The sequence below is a fragment of the Trichlorobacter lovleyi genome, from assembly GCF_015239775.1.
Taxonomy (GTDB): Bacteria; Desulfobacterota; Desulfuromonadia; order Geobacterales; family Pseudopelobacteraceae; genus Trichlorobacter; species Trichlorobacter lovleyi_B.
Map to the genome: position 1 here is coordinate 92555 of NZ_CP058410.1, position 17494 is coordinate 110048.

Here is a 17494-nt window from a genome sequence, read left to right on the forward strand (position 1 = left end):
ACCACCTTTCTTATCCGCGCAAAGCACGGAGAATATTCTCCACTTCAGACCAGTCAACATCCGGGGTCATGTGACACCACGACAAGCGGATTGATTGCTCCACTTTTTCAGGCGATAACCCCATTGCTGCAAGTACATGGCTTGGCGTGTGAGTATGTGAGGTGCATGCCGAAGTGCTGGATACGGCTATAACATTCTTCAGCGCCTTGATTGCCTGATCCGAATTGATTCCCGGCAGTGATATATTGAGCACATGCGGCAACGTATATTCTTCTGCGCCGTTCTGCTGCGCACCAAGCGCCGAGAACGCTGCCACAGCCTGTTCGCGAAATTCACGGCATTTCTCTGTTCGCTCGCAGTTGTTACGTGCTGCCAGCTTTGCCGCCTCCCCGAGACCGGCAATCTGGGGAACCGGCAGAGTGCCAGGACGAAGTCCCTGTTCCTGTCCACCACCGAACATGAGCGAGCGCAGCGGTGGGAACTGACGGTCATGCTTGCGGGCAATGAGAGCACCGATGCCTTTGGGGCCATATATCTTGTGACCGCTTATGGAGATGAGGTTTATTCGTGGGTGCCGGAGCTGCTCCAATTCCTTACCGAACCCCTGGGCGGCATCAACATGCCACCAGGTGTCATGGTTCGATACAATATCCGCAACCTCCGTCAGCGGTTGCAGTACTCCGGTCTCGTTGTTTACGTGCATGGTTGAAACCAGAAGCGTGTCCGGACGAAGCGCATCCGCCAATAATTGCGGATCGAAACGGCCATCGGCTCCTACCGGCAGAATCTGTACATCAAAACCCAAGCGTACCATCTCATCATACGGCTCTAGCACCGCCTTATGCTCTATTGCTGTGGTAATCAGATGACGGCGACCGCTCCGTATTCCCTCCTCGGCGAGTCCGAGTATCGCAAGGTTGTTACTCTCCGTAGCACCGCTGGTAAAGATCACTTCATCGCGGCGCGCTTTGACTACCTCGGCAACCTGCCCCCGTGCATGTTCCACAGCTGCCAGAGCAAACACACCGTAGTCATGGATGGGGCTCGCAGCATTGCCGAAATCTTTTTCCAGAAATCGCATCACCACTGATGCTACTGACGGATCTACCGGCGTTGTAGCGTTGCAGTCCAGATAGATAGCCATATATCCCTCTCTCACCTGAATTTATTGCCAAGTATACGCAGGGCATGTATATAAGGAAAATATATTGTTTTTATGATTATTATAAAAATATCGAATACACCTGAGGGGGTACCAAATCCATGGATGTGCGACAGCTGAAATTCTTTCTGGGTGTGGCGGAGTGCGAGAGTTTTACCAGGGCAGCAGAGAAACTGCATATAGCCCAACCGGCCCTCAGTATAGCCATCAAAAAACTGGAGGAAGAGTTGGATGTGCTTTTGTTTAATCGGCGGGACAGGAAAATATCTCTAACTGCCGAAGGTGAAGCGCTGTTACTTCATGCACAAAGTATTCTGCAGGGGGTCAACAACGCAAAACAGGAGATTGCCGATTTGCGGGGTCTGCTCAAGGGGGAGGTGCGCGTCGGTCTCACCCCGATGTTAAGCAGTTTTTTCTTTCCGAAGATAATCGCATCATTCAAACATAGTCATTCTGGCCTCAGGATTTCCATTTCCGGTGACAGCGCCTGGAACATCCAGCGAAAAATCGAATCTGGTGAATTGGATGTCGGAGTTATCGCCGGAGAAGTGCCAGAGGGTTTAGACTCTCACCACCTTTTACGAGAAGAAATCGTTGCGTGCGTCTACCCCGGACACCCCTTTGCCGGACGTAAAAAGGTTGCGCTACGCGAACTGCTCAAAGAACCTCTGATTCACTACAAGGAAGGGTATCATCTGCGCGAGTTGATTGATGAACTACATGCCGGGGAAGGGATCACACCTGTGGTGGTGGCAGAATCTAACTTGTTCACCTTGATCCGAAGTCTGGTCAAGGAGAGGTTGGGGCTGGCTTTTTTCCTCAAGATGGTAGTAGCACGGGATGCCGAAGTAGTCGCCATCTCATCTGATCCGCAACTTTTTATGGATCTCCACATCGCGTGGAAGAAAAATTCGTATCTTTCGAGGGCAAACCGCGCCTTTGTAGATTTTCTTATCCGGGAACTGGATGAGTATTACATGATCACGCAGGCAGCGGGGTCATTTCCTTTGCCTTAGCCGGTCAGGTTGTAATAACAGCGGTCATGTCTAAATCGGGCCAACTGCTCAAATTCGTTGGAATATGCAGATATGCTATCCTAGATGATTTTAGTTATCTAGGACAGCCCCAAAGAAAAAGCATCCTGCCGGGTACACCTCGAAAAGGAAATAGCAGAGATAATGCCACGAGCGATCGTCTCTGTAGGATTAACATCAGCACAGTCTCTGCTGGAAACTAAGGAATCAATGGTCCAGCTTATTGAAAGGGCAGGGGAGGGCGGGATACCTGTGTCGATCGGCGGTCATGCTGTACCAGTGCATGTCTGTTATCATTCATCCCCTTTATGCACCAATAGGACACCGTGGGCGAAAGACCAGATCCGCCAGGCATTTCAGGCTGCCATAGGGAAGGTGGTGCGGTAACAAGAAAAAATACATTGGACAGAATTTTATTGCATCCCGAGCGAGCGCTATATGGCGTTGCGCCTTGAGAATATTGGAGTTGTGATCAGCAGGCAAGACATGAACCAATCTACGTGGGACAGAACAAAATGGTATGCCGTCGATCATGATCGACTCACAATTATTCACAAAAAAGCTACTTTTGTGGGTCCTGTAAAACCACAAGTCACTGAAACTAGCCAATGTGCCAAACGGCATCATCCATCGTGCAATACAGCATGATGGATCGTGCGAAATCGCACGAACAGTACCATGATGTTACACAGGAGGCTAGCCATGAGGCAGCAGCAGACCGAACAGCCCCTGCTGCTGCTTCTTTGCCTGCGGCTCCTGCCACAAAATACCAACCCCTCTCCACTGAGATCGAGGCGGCGATACAGACACTGCCTGCTGAACACCAGAAGGATGCCAGGCAGGTCTGCAGGGAGGAAGACTCTGAGGATCAGCCAAAGCTTGATGCTCTTCTTTTGTTTGGCCGAAAGCTTGGCGAAGGCAAAGCAGATAACTGCGGTTGGCTGAGAAATGCGGTAAAAGGAGACTGGGGGGCAAAAGAGAGAATAAAAGAACAGCAGGAGGGCGAGCGTCGAGAACAGCAGGAGGCCGCCAAACGAGCAGAGGCTGAAAAAATGGAGTTGGCTGAGGCTAAGGCCAAAGCCGACCAAGATGAAGCGTATCGCCGTTATTTGCGTCTGTCGCAGGAGCATCAGAAGGTAGTCAAGGAAGCAGCGTACGAAAAAATGCAGCAAAAATTACTACTCTGATCCCTCTGGCGATGCTTATCCTACTATGCTTCGCGGTGAAATTATCAATCTCATGCTACAGCCGCAAGGCCTTTCTGCTTCACCAGGTTGAGCAGTTTTAGAGCTGGGCCGCTTGGATGCTTTTTGCCTTGCTCCCATTTGCTGATGGTATCTACGGACACATTCAGGTAATGGGCAAAAACAGCTTGGCTTACTCCTGACTGTGTCCTTGTTTCTATGATCTCCGCAGGGGCGAGGCTTTCGATAGGAGTAAGACAAGATTCGTCAAACTCCCGCATGGTTTTTGAGTCTACCAGGCCAATGGCGTGTAAATCACTCGTGGTCTCGTGCAAGGCGGCCAGTGCTTTACTTTTGTAGGTTTTATTTTTCATACTCAACCTCCGTCAAAGCCCCTTCTTGAATGGCTTTGGATATATCAGAATCTGTTAACGCCAGGATCTTTCCAGCAAACTTTTTGTACTCCTCAGTCTCTTTGGCTGTCAGATTGTCCTTGTCGTTTTTCCCGAAGCAATACACGAAAAAATACCGGTCACCGATACAGCAGGCTATGATTGACCGATAGCCCCCACTTTTCCCCGCCCCTCTTCGTGGAATGCGTTGTTTTATAAGTCCGCCGCCCAATACGGCATCAATCAGGCCGCTTTCGGCATTCCTGGCGGCCGTGATCAGACATTCGTCTTCAATATCCTCACTCCTTGTAAAACGAGCAAACCATTTGGTCTTAAAAACCCGCATAACCACTCCTTGAAAATAACATTATAGGACCAAGTCCCATAAATCAACTTTTCTAATTTGCCTCACCCGTAATTTTTCCCGTGTGTCTGAACGTGAGATCGAGGCGAGGGTTTTGTTCAACCAAATCCGCAACACGGTCCTGAGCCGAGAAGCGATCGAAGCGCTGCGGTGCTGCATGTAACCTCTCCTTTCAAGGGGCTGGGAATAAGCCTTTCCAACCGGCAGCATCACAACCAACAATTGCCGTTGTTTCCTAAAGAACAGCGAAAAGCAAAAATGACACAGGCAATGGACGCGGTGAACAACAAGCTGGGTGATTTTACAATAAACCGGTGACCATGGCACGGTTGATCATGTCATCTACGGTACTCTTGCCGACACCGCATGATCTGGCAACATCACGTCGACTTTGTCCGCATGACCAGACAAGGCGAAGTATCTCTCATATCTTACGCATGGCAACTCTTTCTCATGGCATCTCGCCCTCCTTGGAATGAATCAAGGAAGACAGGATACCCGTGTGAGTTACCCCGTAGCTACATTCTCAAAAAATACTGGCCGAATTTGCCGGAACAGTGGCCGGAACCGAATCGGAATGCCGACCGGATTCCAAACGGAACGGTGGCCGCTTTCCTGCCGGAATCGTAACCGTATTCAACCGGAATACGCAGCTGTTTTTGCAATCTAATTGCTTTTTTGTTTGATTGACACTCAGCGCTCATTGGTGATATATATAAACCATGATAAGCAGCGGAGGCCAACATGGGGAACGCAGATTTTTTAGATGTGTACTTTGCCGGCGATTTGCATCGTAAATGCGTGTTCTGTGGATCAGTTTTCAGGGCTGGAGATCAGGAAGGCACAGTGTGGTACAACCATCATCAGCTTTGCCACTGTCCCTTCTGCGCAGCGTACGCTGCACAACCAGCTCTTCCTGAGTGGGTCAAACAGTATTCTCGGCAAGTAAGTATTAAAAACGTGAGGTGGCCATGAAGTATCTTATTTACAGTCAGCAGGAAACTGACTCATTTGGCAAGAAAAGCTTCTGGTCTAATGAATTTGGCTGGACGGGCAGGGATGAGGCGACGGTCTATGATTCGGACGACGTGCCACCTGAATCTATGTTTATGCCGATCCCCGACGGTGTCGTCGTTTCAGTGGAGCAGGCTGATTCGTGCGGTTATATGGTGGTGTATGGTCGCAGGACGGCAATTGCGGATGGTGTTTTGCTCGACCTCTCAACTGAATATCCTGAAGAGGCAAAACTGTTTGCTTGCCCGGTTGCGTGTACCGAGTCTGTTTGGAACCTAGTTGCTGGAGCTGGCGCCGACCGTGAGTCCCTAAAGGGTGTCGTCTGGGATCTGCTTTGGATGGCGTCTTTGGCGGCAAAAAAAAGCCCGGAGGCTGCGGTGGTTGTGTTTGATGTTATTCTGCCTGTGCCTGTACGAGTCTCCCGTACGCTGAAGATGATGGTTGGGCCGGATGACAACCTTGCTCGTTGTATAACCATCATGTTGCCACACGAGGACTAAGAAAGGTCTGTTAAATGTTGAGAGTGGCGGTAAAAAAAGATGTGGACCAGCTTGCTGCGCTTCAAAGGCGTGCGAAGTCTGAGCAGCGGGACTTCAGAGTGTATCTCGACCGTATGGATGACCGGGAGCTCTGCAAGGATGATCTGTTGTCAATGGGCGACTACCATGAGTGCTACGGTGTTTGGTTCTCTGGCGGGTTGTGGCAGGCTCTTAAAGAGGTTGTGCAGGACAACTGCCGCATTGTCTACTGTAACGTCCCTCCTGGGAAAATCACGGAGGGGATCCATAATGTTTATTGCGGCGGGCGGTCAGCGAAGCTTTACTTCTGGTTTGCCCAAGGATATCCGCGAGGGATGGTCGTCTGGGAGGATGATGAGACGGCCAATGCCGTGGCGGCAAGATTGTTAGACGAAAAACCCTGGAACTGGCAATGGTGCTTCATTTAGGGTTCCGCTGCTAAATATCCGCATAGCGCTCTGACCATAATCGCGGGCATCGATAAGTAAAAAAGTTTGACTTGGCTTGCGGAATAGTGATATATATAAACCATCACAAAGACGAAACAGCCAAGCGGCTGAAACTCAAATGGAGGGTATCTATATGGCAAACAACCAAGGTGTACAAACGTTGCCTGCAATCGTAACTCAGGCATTTACTCCTGAACAGATTGAAGTGATTGACCGTCAGTTTTTCCCGGCTGGTGTGTCTGCCGCAGAGCGAGACTACTGTTTCTCTGTGGCGGCTAATCTGGGGCTTAATCCGTTGGTTAAAGAGATTATGTTTGTGCCTCGGCGCCAAAAGATTAAGGAAAATAACACCGAGCGCTGGGTGGAGAAGATTGAGCCAATGGTTGGACGTGATGGCTATCTGGTGATTGCTCATAAAAACCATGCATTCGATGGTGTTGATGCCACGACCTGTGTCAAGGAGGTCCCGAAGTTGGTTAACGGTGAGTGGACTATGGTTAAGACGCTCGTTGCGACAGGGCGTGCTTATCGCAAGGACTTCAATCGCCCGTTTGAGGTTGAGGTTGCGTACCATGAGTATGTGCAGACAAACGCCGACGGCAAGCCAACCCAGTTTTGGGCGTCAAAGCCTGACACCATGCTCAAGAAGGTCGCGGAGTCTCAGGCGCTGCGCAAGGCGTTTAATATCCACGGTGTTTATTCTCCTGAGGAGCTGGGTGTAGGTGTAGTTACTGAGGATGGAAACCTGGTGCTTGATAAGGATTCTGTTTCCGCGCCTCGTGAGGATGCACGCCCTTTTCAGAAGGCTCCCGCTGATTTTTCTCAGCAGCAGACGGGGGCAGTGGTGCATGAAGGCGCTGAGCAGGTAATCGATGCGGTGATTGAGGGTGGTGGGGTGGTAAGTGATTCGGTAGCCGAAACAGTTGTGGTTGGCGAATCAGTGGTGGGGGGGCAGGTGGCTCAAGCCTCTGTGGGAGTAGCTTCGCCTGCAGGTGAGCCGGTTCAGGAGCTGGGTCTTTTTGACTCTATGTCTGCTCCAACGTCTGTTCCTGTAATTTCCCACTCACAGTGCCAGCAGTTGCTGGAAATGGTTAAGGATGTTGGCGCTGACGAGGTTGGTTTTCTGACCCACCTCGGGATTACCACTATGTATGAGCTGCCTGCAAATAGGTTCGGCGAGGCAGTGACTCTTCTGGAGCGGAAGCGTGTGGCCAACGAGAAGGCTGCCGCCAAAGAAAAGGAAGAGGCTGGTAAGGAGCGGATGACGATGTCGCAGGTTCTCGCTGCGCTGGCGCTTCGCAATATTCCTGTGCAGACCGATGAGGAAGCTAAGTTGGTGCACGCTACCCCGGCCCTTGATGATAAGACATCTATTGCTCTTTTAAAGGGTATGGGTTTCGCAAAACAGGGCCGATCTTGGGTGTTCCAGGAGAAGTAGGTCCGGGGAAGGGGGGCTCGCCGCTCCCCTTTTTTATGGCTAATGCCACAGGGTGCGGACATATAGATAATAAGGAGGCATTATGTTTCTCAAGGAAGAGTACGTTGGTGCCGACGCGATGGCTGCGGTAGCCTTGGTTGAACCACCATCTGGCGCAGGGTTTACGCCTGAGCAGGTGCAAAAAGCGTTGAAGCTGCAGGTCTGGTGTACAAGGTTTGAAAACCCGGAGGAGTACACCGAATTCCGCTTGATTGGACCGGATGGCGATGTGTCTGCCATGCGGCGGGTTGATGGCTACTAGGAGGTTTACATGGGATTTTCGATGTTTAACGGAAGCATAAAGTCAGAAGGGATTTCTCTTCCAGGGGGTGCTGTATGGGAGCCCCGCTAAGCGCATGTAAAGAAGCGACCCCTCGGCAGATCAAGTTGCTTGAAATGCCAACGGTGGAGGGGCATTTCCCGTTTGTGTTCAAGGATTCGGGCTTTAAGGTAGAGAAGCTCGATTTTGCCTGCAATGTCTGTGACGCCAAGATGTACCCACGGGACGTGCGAGGGATTGTATCCAACGTGGTGCCACGTGTTTTGGATCTTGACCTGGTTGGTGTTTGCCCAAAGTGCGGTATCAATACGCCGTTTCGTGTGAGGTTGCATAGTGACCAAATGTACGATTGGCAGGATGACAGTGGTGAGTGGCATCGCTCAAAGGTTTACGCAGGGAGCCTGAACGGCATCAGGATGGCGTTTAAAGATATGTTTGCGGCTCTAAAGGCACTCATTATGCCTGGAAGAGCATAGGAGTACAGCGGGGTGCAGCTTAAGGCCAAGATTTGTAGTGTGCGTATGTACGACGACAGCTGGGCTGTCCTTAATTGCGAGAAAGGCAGTGGGGACAGGTTTAGGGCGAACGGCACACTTCTGTTTGATGTCGAGGCAATTACCGGTGTGATCTGTACTCTTGAGGGGGAATGGGAACAGCATCCCCGATATGGCGTATCTTTCAAAATTGCATCGTTGGCGCCAGACGGATCGGAAATGTTTTTCTTTTTGTCCAGGGTGGTTAAGGTGGGCGAAAAGGTGGCTCAGGAGTTGGTCGCAGTTTACAGCGATGATGAGTTGACTGCTATTATGGAGGATAGGCGCCGGCATGCTGAATTGCTCAAAATCAAAGGGGTAGGGGAAGCGCGTCTTGAGAAGATTGCTCAGTCCTGGTCAAAGTATCGGCATGTGAAGTTGTTGTCGGATCTGCTTGCTCCGTATGGCATAACCGCGAATCTGGTTATGCGTGTGTACAATCATTTTGGTGATCCCTCAGTCGATGTAATCCGGTCTAATGTCTACCGTCTGTGCGAGGTGCGCGGAATAGGTTTCCGACGTGCAGATGAAGTGGCGCTGCATCTTGGTGTTAAGCCGCACGATCCATTGAGGATTGGAGCGGCTTTGCAGTATGTGCTTGAAACTTTGGCCGAGGACCAGGGGACTACGCTCGTTACCGCAGAGACGGCGGTCTCTGTAGCTGTAAAGGAGTTGGACTGTGAGCATGGACGGGTAATGACCGGTGAGGTCGCTGATGTGCTTGCTCAGCTTGAGGCCCGCGGTGACGTGGTCAGGTACGATGAGAGCGTTGCTTTGGCTAAGTACAACTTTATTGAAAAGAAGATTTACACCATCCTGAAAAAAAGAGCCAGCATGCCCCCTTTCAGGATTTTGTCGCCAGAAAAAACTGAGGCGTATATCGCAAAAGCCCAGCAAGAGATGAGGATAGTTTTCTCGCCAGAACAGGCAGAAGCTATCCGGATGGTGGCCGCAGGGCACAGGACCATAGGTATAGCGGGTCTGGCCGGATCTGGTAAAAGTACACTTTCAAAAGCATTGATCAACCTACTTCTGGAGCGTTTCAACGCTGACGACGTTTGTTGTATGGCTCTTTCCGGTATAGCTGCAGACAGGATACGCAAACTCAGCGGATTTAACGCGCAAACAATCCATTCGGCGCTCGGTTGGAAGGGCACGGAATTTGAATTCGGCGCAGACAAGCAGCTTGGTTATCAGGTTGTTGTGGTGGACGAAAGCTCTATGATTAATTCACCTCTGATGCTCAGGGTTTTGGAGGCTGTTGATCGAGATGCTTGTCTGATCTTTGCTGGCGATCCTGGGCAGCTTCCCCCAATTGGCAGTGGAGATGTGTTCCGAAATATGTTGGACAGTGAGCTTATCCCCGCGGCGAGATTGACAAAAATATACCGTCAGTCTGAAAACTCGGTTCTGGCTATGTTTGCAAGCGATATTCGTAACGGAATTGTTCCTGAGGGGTATCGTGATCGAAGCGATTATCATGATTTCGGTTTTGTAGAAAAAAATCTTCCCAGTAAGTATTTTTCCCTCCCAGACGAAGAAAAACAGCCGTTACGCGATAAGAACACGGCTGAAATTCTGGACTACGTTTCGGCAAAGCTCCGGGCGGTTGCACCCTTCTTGCGCGACCCGATTGGTGATCTACAAATTCTGTCCCCTATAAAAAAAGGCCCCTTGGGCACTGCGGCTCTCAATGATCTGGCGCAGCGCATTTTGAACCCCGATGTACCAAAGGAAGAGACTCTGTTGATCGGAGGCACACTATTCCAGGTAGGGGACAAGGTTATCCATAACCAAAATAAAGACATTGAGGTCCTACCCGGATGGACGGTAGACGATCTTGCAAAAGGGCTTGATGGACAACAAGAACCGAATACGCGGCGAGTTTTTAACGGTTCTTTGGGGATGGTTTTGGCCATTGATATACAGAATCGGGAAATTTGGGTTGCTTACCCCGAGGGTTTTATCGCCCGATATGACGCATTGATGCTCATGGGCGGCATTTTGTCGTTAGCCTATGCCCTCACCACCCATCGCGTGCAAGGAAGTGAATTTAGGCTAGTGATCCTTCCGATTTCGTCTGTTCATACAATGATGCTGACAGCCCCATGGCTTTACACGGCAATAACCAGGGCTCGGCAGAAGTGCTTGGTTGTCGGCCAGAAGTTTATGTTTGAGCGCTGTATCAGGTCCTTGTCGGAAACAGCTCGGACTACTGTTTTAAGCAGGCTTGTCCTTATGGATAAGCCCAAATCATAGAAAGGGATGTCAGAAAGATGGTCGTAAAATTACTACAAGGAGTGCGTTCGTTATTCAGAAGGAAGACAGAAGAGGAGAAAGCGGCAAAGCGCAAATCAGATGAACTTTTATGCAAGTTGGCCAGCCAATGGGGTCATGATGATAACAACACTAAGACAAAGATGGGGCAGGGAGCAGCTTGATCTGTGAGGCGGCACGAAGAGGCGTACAAATCTCTGCACAAGGCGGGGAGGCGAATAGATGATTGGGATACCGTTGAGTTAACGGATATCCCTTTCACCTACCATGCTCGCGAAAAAGTTTCCGGTCGAGCAATATCGGAGGAACAGATCAGGCGTGTTATCGATGGTGGTCGTGAGGTCCACCATCGCCACGCCACTGTCTTTTTTGTAGGCTCCAAAGAAATAGCACAGGACCGGTCTCTTGCTGATTGTGAGGGTATTCATGTGGTGTGCTCTCCAAATGCCGCTGTGGTCATCACGGTGTATCGCAATAAGGTTTTTACTGAGCGCAGGTATCAGTCTGGGCAGTGCCCTCGAAACAGGTTTTCGCCGAGAAAGCGGTACGGCAAAAGTTAGCACCCAGTCCCGCCCAAAGTCTCGGCTTCCTCGGTGGTGTTTGTGTAAGTAACCCAATGTTCGAAAAAACTTTGGATTCCATAAACAGAAGGGAGCTCGAATGTCAGTAGAAGCACTCACCGTTAAGGCCCAAAGAGTGGTCTCGGCGCTTAAGGAAGAGCTTTCAGCGCTCAACGATAAACAGAAACTTACTGTTCTGAACAAACTCTCTGATGCCGTTGGTGTGATGGCTCTGGAGCAGCGGCAAAAGATTGAGGACGACCAGGACGACAAAGATATGTCTGGGCGCCCGCTTTCATATCTACCCCCGTGCCCGGTGTGCGGTAAAACGGATAAACTTGCTGTTCAGTTCCGTTTTTTGAGAGTACCGGCCGATGGCAGGGCGACGAGGGTGATAACCCAATGTGTTTGTCGCCATGATGCCTGCTTCAGATCACACAAAAGCGGTGGTAATCGGTACGCCAGGCCTTTTGTGGAAGGCGTTGATGAGGTGGTGTATGGCACGGGTAAAGAGGTAGATCTGCAGGCGGAGCGGGTAAAAATTCTGCAGATGACTAAGACTACAGCAGGAGGGTAGCGCATGAGTGCTAGTAGATCAGCAGCAGGCAATTCTGAAGGGCGTGGGAAGCGGCAGAAGCCGTCAAAGACTGATAACAAAACTTTGTTGAGTCAGACGGAGGCTTGGCTTAAAAAACCGTCGCCTGTCGGTTTGGAACAGATTGCCAGCCTGGGCGACGAAATGCGACTGGTGCTTATTGATGTGATTGAATCAAGTGTGAAAGGTGCCCAGGAATTGCTTGAAGTCGCGGATATCCCACAGCAACAAGCGGAGTTGAACGAGAGAAATAGTGCTTTGGATAGTGTGAAGAAAACGGTGTCTGGTGGCACTCCCCGAGATTGGTCGCGGGAGGAGTGGCATTGGGTGTGCGATGCAATGAAGAAGTATAGCAATGCTTTAAGGCGTTTTGCGCCCGGCAAGAGCGGACACGTTAAACAATTCGATAATCTTCTTGTATGGCTCTGTGGAGGTCACGCCGATGAGTATATCCGCAGCATGGTGGGAATGGTTGAAAAACACATGAGGCAACGCAATCGCCTGAGAGCAATCTGTGCGACGGCAAAAGACAGTTACCAGAAAACAGAAAACAGGCTTTTAACGGGGAAAACAGAAAAAAAGATCGAACTTGCCCAACGTGAGCAATCTGTCGTGCTGCTGGCAGAGGCAGACGGGACAAAACTGATTGCAGCACTGCTTGCCAACTCTGATCAGTTGTGCAGGGCTCTCGAGAGAAGAATGGCGCGGGATATGCCTATTAAGGACGTAATGTCGGCGCGTGAACTGCTTAACGCGCGGGGCGGGGTAGCAGCGGCACTTGCGGAGGTCAATAGGAAGATGGAGCAGTTGCTCGGATTCGGCCACAGGGAAATCGTCGGTGAATGCCCTGGCTACAAACGGGATGCAAGCGGGGGGGCTGTGTGAGCATAGCCACCCAGGATTCATCTCTTGCCACCGTTAATTTTACTGTCCACCCGGCTATTCTGGATTCGATTATATCGAAACAGTCGGGAACGCTTCACAAGGCGATGGCCGAGCTAGTTATGAACAGCATTGACGCGGGGGCGTCAAAAGTAGAAGTGACGCTGGACGCTCAAACGTTCGTTGTCGCAGATAACGGCAAGGGTTTCGAGAGCCGTGAAGAGATCATGACCTGTTTTGCTGAGTTCGGCACGCCGCAGTCCAAGGAGAAGACTTTCGGGAGGTTCCGGATCGGCCGTGGCCAGTGTTTTGTTTGGGGCAAGGTTACCTGGCGGTCAGGCACCTACCGGATGGTGGTGGATACAAAAAACAAAGGCCTCCAGTTTGATTTCCATGAAAATGAGCCGTTTGTCGAAGGATGTGTTGTAACTGGCGAATTGTATGCTCCATTAGAGTCTTACGTTCTCAAGTCAGAGCTACGTGAGCTTAACCATATGGTTGAGTATGTTGAAACCGATCTTTTTGTCAACGGGACAAAAGTCAACACAAAGCCATCGGAGAAGCCATGGATGTACGAGACGGACGACGCCTACATTGATATCGATTCGTCAAGATTCGGCCACCTCTCAACCTATAACCAAGGTGTTTTTTGTTTTAACTTCGATTTAGGTGCTTTGGGCCTTGCCGGCACTGTGGTTTCTAAGCAACCGTTGACCGTAAACTTCGCCAGAAACCAGATCATGATGAATGAGTGCAAGGTTTGGCACCGGATAGAAAAACATCTCAAAGACGTTGGAGTTAACAAATTACTCGGCAAAAAGTACCTGTCGGCCGGCGAACAGGAGGCGATAGTTGATCGTTTTTTGTCGGGAGAATTTGAATACCTCCAGGTCAGGGATTGTCCAATTCTGACAGATGTGGCCGGGGTAAATTTTTCTTTTGCCACTTTATTCAGAAGCAAAGCAATCACGGTTATGTCAAATGACGCCTCTTCCTTGAGCGACCAGGTGCATGCTTCGAAAATGGCGCGTGTGTTAACCCTTAAAACACTTGAGCGTTTTGATTGCGAAGATTTATACGGTCTGCATTTGATTCTGATGAGCTCTATCCAAAACGCTCAGAAGAAGTCTGAATCAAAGGGCAGGACTGGCAAAATTTTGGAAGACGATCTTCAGGCCGCCGAATCTTTGGCCTGGATCGAGGATGTAAGAGAATATGCGCCTTCCTTTGGCAACGGTTTTTCACTTGTCGATGACAAGATGCTCAAGCCACGCGAAAGAATGGCGCTAAACGCTCTGAGGCGCGGGAATCAGTACATCTGTCGTATTTTGAAGGATGCGGATATCGAAACATGGGTCAAGCCTAGAAAAATTTACGCAGGCGAATCCGATTCAGAGGCATGGACGGACGGCATTTCGTACATCTGCATCAACCGCAGGCACTTGAAGGCAGTTCACAAGAGTCCAGACCGGTTCCTGTATGTCGTGCAGCTGCTTGTGCATGAGTACCTTCACGAATGCCAGGACAACCAGCGTCATTACCATGACGAGCTCTTCCATGAAGATTTCCATAGGGCAATTTTGCATGTAAAGATGAAAGGCACCTGTGTCAGGGATCTCTATAGCGTGGCAACAACCATCGCATCGTATTATGCGTCTGCCTTGTTTGAAGCGAAAGTGGAGATACCGGAGTCCTATGCCCAATTTGGCGGTGCTGCAAGGGATGTCTTTACTAATTTGAAGTACAACCTTCGGGACACGAAGAAGGAGCTTAAGCTATTCAAGATGGCCTCGCCGTTGGTGGATGATCCGGAAAGGCTTTGTTTCTATAAGATGAAAGTTGGAGGCAAGGATCTTTGTTTTTACATGAGTTGCGCCGGCCCGTTCATGGTAATCGAGGGTAATGAAAACAGATGGGGTGGGGGACGCCAGTTGCTGGTTAAAGAGCGTCTTGCCATTGAATTTTATGGTGGGCGAAATGAGAGTGAGGACGGTTTGCGTTCTTACACACTGAGAAACTTGTATCGAAACTGTGTGTGGGAAAGGGACTTTTGCCAGATGTTTGAGGCATCACAGGATGAGGTGGTTGACCTCGCCAATTTACTTGGTGCTTATCTCTATCTAAACGGAGGTGATTCTAAAAGCTTGGTGCCTGCCAGAGATCCCAAAACTGATAATGAAGGCTTTTATGTTTCGGATCTATGCAGGAAATATTTGCGTGCATGGGCTGGAAAAGAGCCTGTACTCGCTGAATACTGTGGTCGGGAGCCGCTTGACTGCAAAGACTGGTACAAGGCGATCAAGCAGGCATGATAGCTCTTAAGGGCAGTCATATAATGGAAGAGTATGATTTGGGTAGCTGGGTGGCTGTTAGCATCAGTACCAATTTCCATGATTGCGGCTTGCCCTTGAGTGTTGCTGTGCGGAGATTCCAGCACCTCAGGTGGTTGGCGGGCCGCTATAAGGACATTCCTGACAAGTTGATGTCTTACATACAGCAGTACGGAATGCGCTCTTTTGCTTTTTGGAACTACAGGGCTTTTGTCTATCCAATTAAAACAGATTTTGGGGCAAATCCGGATCTGGAACTTCTCAAGGTAAGCTGTTCACAGCTTACCCGTATGGCAGACAAAACTCACATTCAACGAATCACTTTAAGATTGGATTCTCGTGATTCGAGGGACATTGAAAAGGTCGCTCAAGTGATGCAGGAGTCGCTTGATGACCGTTTTCTGCTTGAAGGGATGCCAGAGCCCTATGACCCCGATGAATATAACAGGAGACAAAGGGAGCGGAGAGCTGCGGCGCGGGCAGCCCTTGAGCTTGAGCTCGGGCACCCAATGATAAGGAATCCGGGTGGAGCTCCTAAGCTTGCCCTTGATGAGATTGATCAGAGACTGGCAGAAGGTGGCGCCAAACTGCTTGGTGTTAATGGTGAATACAAAAACAACAACTCGGTTTTGATTGTTCAGTGTCGTAATGGCCACGTTTTCGAAAACAAGTGGAAGAACATTCAACGTGGATCCTGGTGCCCAGAGTGCCTTTTATCGGAGAGAAGGCAGTATCGTGTTGGTGATCAACATTATACCGGGCAACATAGTGGGGCGCGGATTGAATCTTTAAAGAACGAAATTGGCAGGTATTGCTGCTGTTTAGGTAAAAGCGGCCAAGCTGCCATTAAAGGAAAAAACGAGGAAGAGTTGCTGGATTTGAGGGTTGAGCTGCTTGATGCCCTTCAGAGGCGTGATGCTAATTCACAAAGGAAAAGGAGAAAATTATGATGAAAAAGGCGCTGTTAGGATTAACTTTTACGTTGCTGACACTTCCTGTTGGGAGTTTTGCTGGAGAAACCCCACCCCCAGGGCCTCCGTCGCAAGGGAAGCCCCACCAATTCAGGCCACTGAGCGCTGCTGATCAGATCCGTAACTGTTCGACGTTGGAGTGCAAAAAACGTATGGCTGATACCATCCCGCTTATCGAGGAAATGCATTCAGCACGAATTGTAGTGTTGCGTGAACTCGCTAAAGAGAAGCCGTCAGAGTCTGTTATTGAAAAAGCAGAAGAACAAAGCCAAGCAGTACAAAAGAAACTTTTTGAATTGCACAAAAGGACGATGCCTCGCCAGGGTGATGGCCGCCCTGCACCACCGGTTGGACAACCTTCTGGTTCGGCACAATAATGTAGCAGCGGTGGGGGATTTTAAATCCCCCTTTGTTTTTTATGGTGGCAGGTTGACAAAATAGAAAGATTATGATATATATAAACCATCAAATATAGCTGCCGCGGCAAAGGGGTCGCGGAACGAAATGGAGGCAGTATGTATAAAAAACTCGTTCACTTACTGATTGTTGTAATCTTTGTATTGGTTGGTATGTCTGCAGCGCGGGCTGATGGCGGCAAAGTTTTGTATGTCGGGAACGAAAAGGGCGTTTGTGAAAAGATCAGCCCTTTTGTTGATGTCTGTCGAGAGCGTGAGGACCTTCAGATTGATGACCCGAGTTTGCCGAAGGATCCCATGGAGCGCATGGTTGCTTACGGTGCAATGAGGTTGCGTAAGTATGCTTCTTACACCAAGGATGCAAAAGACTTTTCGGTGGTTATTGAGGAGGCTTATCTTACTAAGCGTAACTTTAACCCGGCGGGGCTACTGGCGTCTGTTGCTGCCATAACGGTTGGCGGCGGTTTTGGTCAGGGCACCATGATCGGCAACAAAAATCCTTTTGGTTCAAGCGAATATAGCGGTGGAGTGCCAGGTTTTGAAGTAAAGGTGGACGGTGATAGGAAAGAGGAGGCGTGCGGAGAAGAGTCTTACCCAGAGTGCCGCGCACGGATGTTGGAGTTGGTTAAGCAGCGTTGGCCAAAGAAGGTGCAGTAGCCATGTCTGTGGAGTGTTCAAAAGGTACGTGGGTCTATGTGGATCACATGAGGTCTGTGGTGGTTGGTCGGAAGGATATGCTCAAGGTGGTTGCTGATCTGGGTGCGTCCGACCTGCCCGAGGCAGATGCAAATGGGAAGATGATTGCCGCCTCACAGGATTTGTATGCCTTTGCAGAGGCGATTGAAGCAGTCGTCAATGCCTCCGGTCACAATCTTTGCTCAACGGCGACTGAGGCTGAGAGGACGGCTTTTATCAGTGGTGTCCTCGGGGCATGGAATGGCAATTGCTCGGCTCTCGACAAGGCGAGGGGGAAAAGATGCAAGTAACAGAAAAAGAAGCCCGCGAGAAGATGTGTCCAATGGTGAGGTCACAGGCAAATTGTATCGGTACTGGCTG

At 50.0% G+C, this 17494-nt stretch carries 19 protein-coding genes and 1 pseudogene; 17 read left to right on the forward strand and 3 right to left on the reverse strand.

Annotated elements, in window-relative coordinates; all coding sequences use genetic code 11:
• Positions 1–10 precede the first annotated feature (10 nt).
• Positions 11–1144 carry a cysteine desulfurase family protein gene (locus FY034_RS17730; protein ID WP_265555658.1) on the reverse strand — a complete coding sequence of 378 codons (1134 nt, stop codon included), beginning with the start codon at positions 1142–1144 and terminating at the stop codon, positions 11–13.
• A gap of 119 nt (positions 1145–1263) precedes the next feature.
• On the opposite strand from FY034_RS17730, the gene FY034_RS17735 reads away from it, so the two are divergent.
• The 3 genes and pseudogenes from FY034_RS17735 (at position 1264) to FY034_RS17740 (ending at position 3383) form a co-directional block, all read left to right on the forward strand.
• Entirely contained in the window at positions 1264–2178 is a 915-nt protein-coding gene (locus tag FY034_RS17735) for a LysR family transcriptional regulator (protein ID WP_265555660.1), read from the forward strand.
• Positions 2179–2301: 123 nt separating this feature from the next.
• A pseudogene (locus FY034_RS19075) lies at positions 2302–2583 on the forward strand (uracil-DNA glycosylase family protein); the annotation flags it as partial.
• A 257-nt stretch (positions 2584–2840) separates the two neighbouring features.
• On the forward strand, positions 2841–3383 hold the full coding sequence (locus tag FY034_RS17740) for a hypothetical protein (protein ID WP_265555662.1): 543 nt from the start codon (positions 2841–2843) through the stop codon (positions 3381–3383).
• A gap of 50 nt (positions 3384–3433) precedes the next feature.
• Here the strand turns inward: FY034_RS17740 and FY034_RS17745 are convergent, their stop codons facing one another.
• Positions 3434–3754, reverse strand: a complete 321-nt coding sequence (locus FY034_RS17745) for a helix-turn-helix domain-containing protein (RefSeq protein ID WP_265555663.1) — start codon at positions 3752–3754, stop codon at positions 3434–3436.
• The gene (locus FY034_RS17750; RefSeq protein ID WP_265555664.1) at positions 3744–4118 is read right to left on the reverse strand and encodes a type II toxin-antitoxin system RelE/ParE family toxin; all 375 of its coding nucleotides are present in this window, start codon (positions 4116–4118) and stop codon (positions 3744–3746) included. The genes FY034_RS17745 and FY034_RS17750 overlap by 11 nt, the downstream gene beginning before the upstream one ends.
• A 989-nt stretch (positions 4119–5107) precedes the next feature.
• On the opposite strand from FY034_RS17750, the gene FY034_RS17755 reads away from it, so the two are divergent.
• The 14 genes from FY034_RS17755 to FY034_RS17815 all read left to right on the forward strand — a co-directional run bounded on the left by FY034_RS17755 (position 5108) and on the right by FY034_RS17815 (position 17424).
• A complete protein-coding gene (locus FY034_RS17755) occupies positions 5108–5650 on the forward strand; it encodes a DUF6573 family protein (RefSeq protein ID WP_265555665.1) in 543 nt (180 codons plus the stop codon).
• Between the two features lie 14 nt (positions 5651–5664).
• Entirely contained in the window at positions 5665–6096 is a 432-nt protein-coding gene (locus tag FY034_RS17760) for a hypothetical protein (RefSeq protein ID WP_265555666.1), read from the forward strand.
• A 154-nt stretch (positions 6097–6250) separates the two neighbouring features.
• The gene (gene bet / locus FY034_RS17765; protein WP_265555667.1) at positions 6251–7555 is read left to right on the forward strand and encodes a phage recombination protein Bet; all 1305 of its coding nucleotides are present in this window, start codon (positions 6251–6253) and stop codon (positions 7553–7555) included.
• 82 nt (positions 7556–7637) lie between these two features.
• Complete coding sequence (locus FY034_RS17770; RefSeq protein ID WP_265555669.1) at positions 7638–7856, forward strand: hypothetical protein; 219 nt, start codon at positions 7638–7640, stop codon at positions 7854–7856.
• A 74-nt stretch (positions 7857–7930) separates the two neighbouring features.
• Positions 7931–8350 (forward strand): hypothetical protein, encoded by a 420-nt coding sequence (locus FY034_RS17775; RefSeq protein WP_265555670.1) that lies wholly within the window; start codon positions 7931–7933, stop codon positions 8348–8350.
• A gap of 12 nt (positions 8351–8362) precedes the next feature.
• On the forward strand, positions 8363–10666 hold the full coding sequence (locus tag FY034_RS17780) for an AAA family ATPase (RefSeq protein WP_265555671.1): 2304 nt from the start codon (positions 8363–8365) through the stop codon (positions 10664–10666).
• Positions 10667–10851: 185 nt separating this feature from the next.
• Positions 10852–11244, forward strand: coding sequence for a DUF4258 domain-containing protein (locus tag FY034_RS19080; protein WP_416222795.1), 393 nt, complete (start codon positions 10852–10854; stop codon positions 11242–11244).
• A 100-nt stretch (positions 11245–11344) separates the two neighbouring features.
• A complete protein-coding gene (locus FY034_RS17785) occupies positions 11345–11821 on the forward strand; it encodes a hypothetical protein (protein ID WP_265555672.1) in 477 nt (158 codons plus the stop codon).
• Between the two features lie 3 nt (positions 11822–11824).
• On the forward strand, positions 11825–12724 hold the full coding sequence (locus FY034_RS17790) for a hypothetical protein (RefSeq protein WP_265555673.1): 900 nt from the start codon (positions 11825–11827) through the stop codon (positions 12722–12724).
• Positions 12721–15033, forward strand: a complete 2313-nt coding sequence (locus FY034_RS17795; RefSeq protein ID WP_265555674.1) for an ATP-binding protein — start codon at positions 12721–12723, stop codon at positions 15031–15033. Before FY034_RS17790 ends, FY034_RS17795 begins: the two co-directional genes overlap by 4 nt.
• A gap of 23 nt (positions 15034–15056) precedes the next feature.
• The gene (locus FY034_RS17800; RefSeq protein WP_265555675.1) at positions 15057–16001 is read left to right on the forward strand and encodes a hypothetical protein; all 945 of its coding nucleotides are present in this window, start codon (positions 15057–15059) and stop codon (positions 15999–16001) included.
• Positions 15998–16399 (forward strand): hypothetical protein, encoded by a 402-nt coding sequence (locus FY034_RS17805; RefSeq protein ID WP_265555676.1) that lies wholly within the window; start codon positions 15998–16000, stop codon positions 16397–16399. Before FY034_RS17800 ends, FY034_RS17805 begins: the two co-directional genes overlap by 4 nt.
• Positions 16400–16537: 138 nt before the next feature.
• Entirely contained in the window at positions 16538–17095 is a 558-nt protein-coding gene (locus FY034_RS17810; protein ID WP_265555677.1) for a hypothetical protein, read from the forward strand.
• 77 nt (positions 17096–17172) lie between these two features.
• Complete coding sequence (locus FY034_RS17815) at positions 17173–17424, forward strand: hypothetical protein (RefSeq protein ID WP_265555678.1); 252 nt, start codon at positions 17173–17175, stop codon at positions 17422–17424.
• Positions 17425–17494 lie beyond the last annotated feature (70 nt).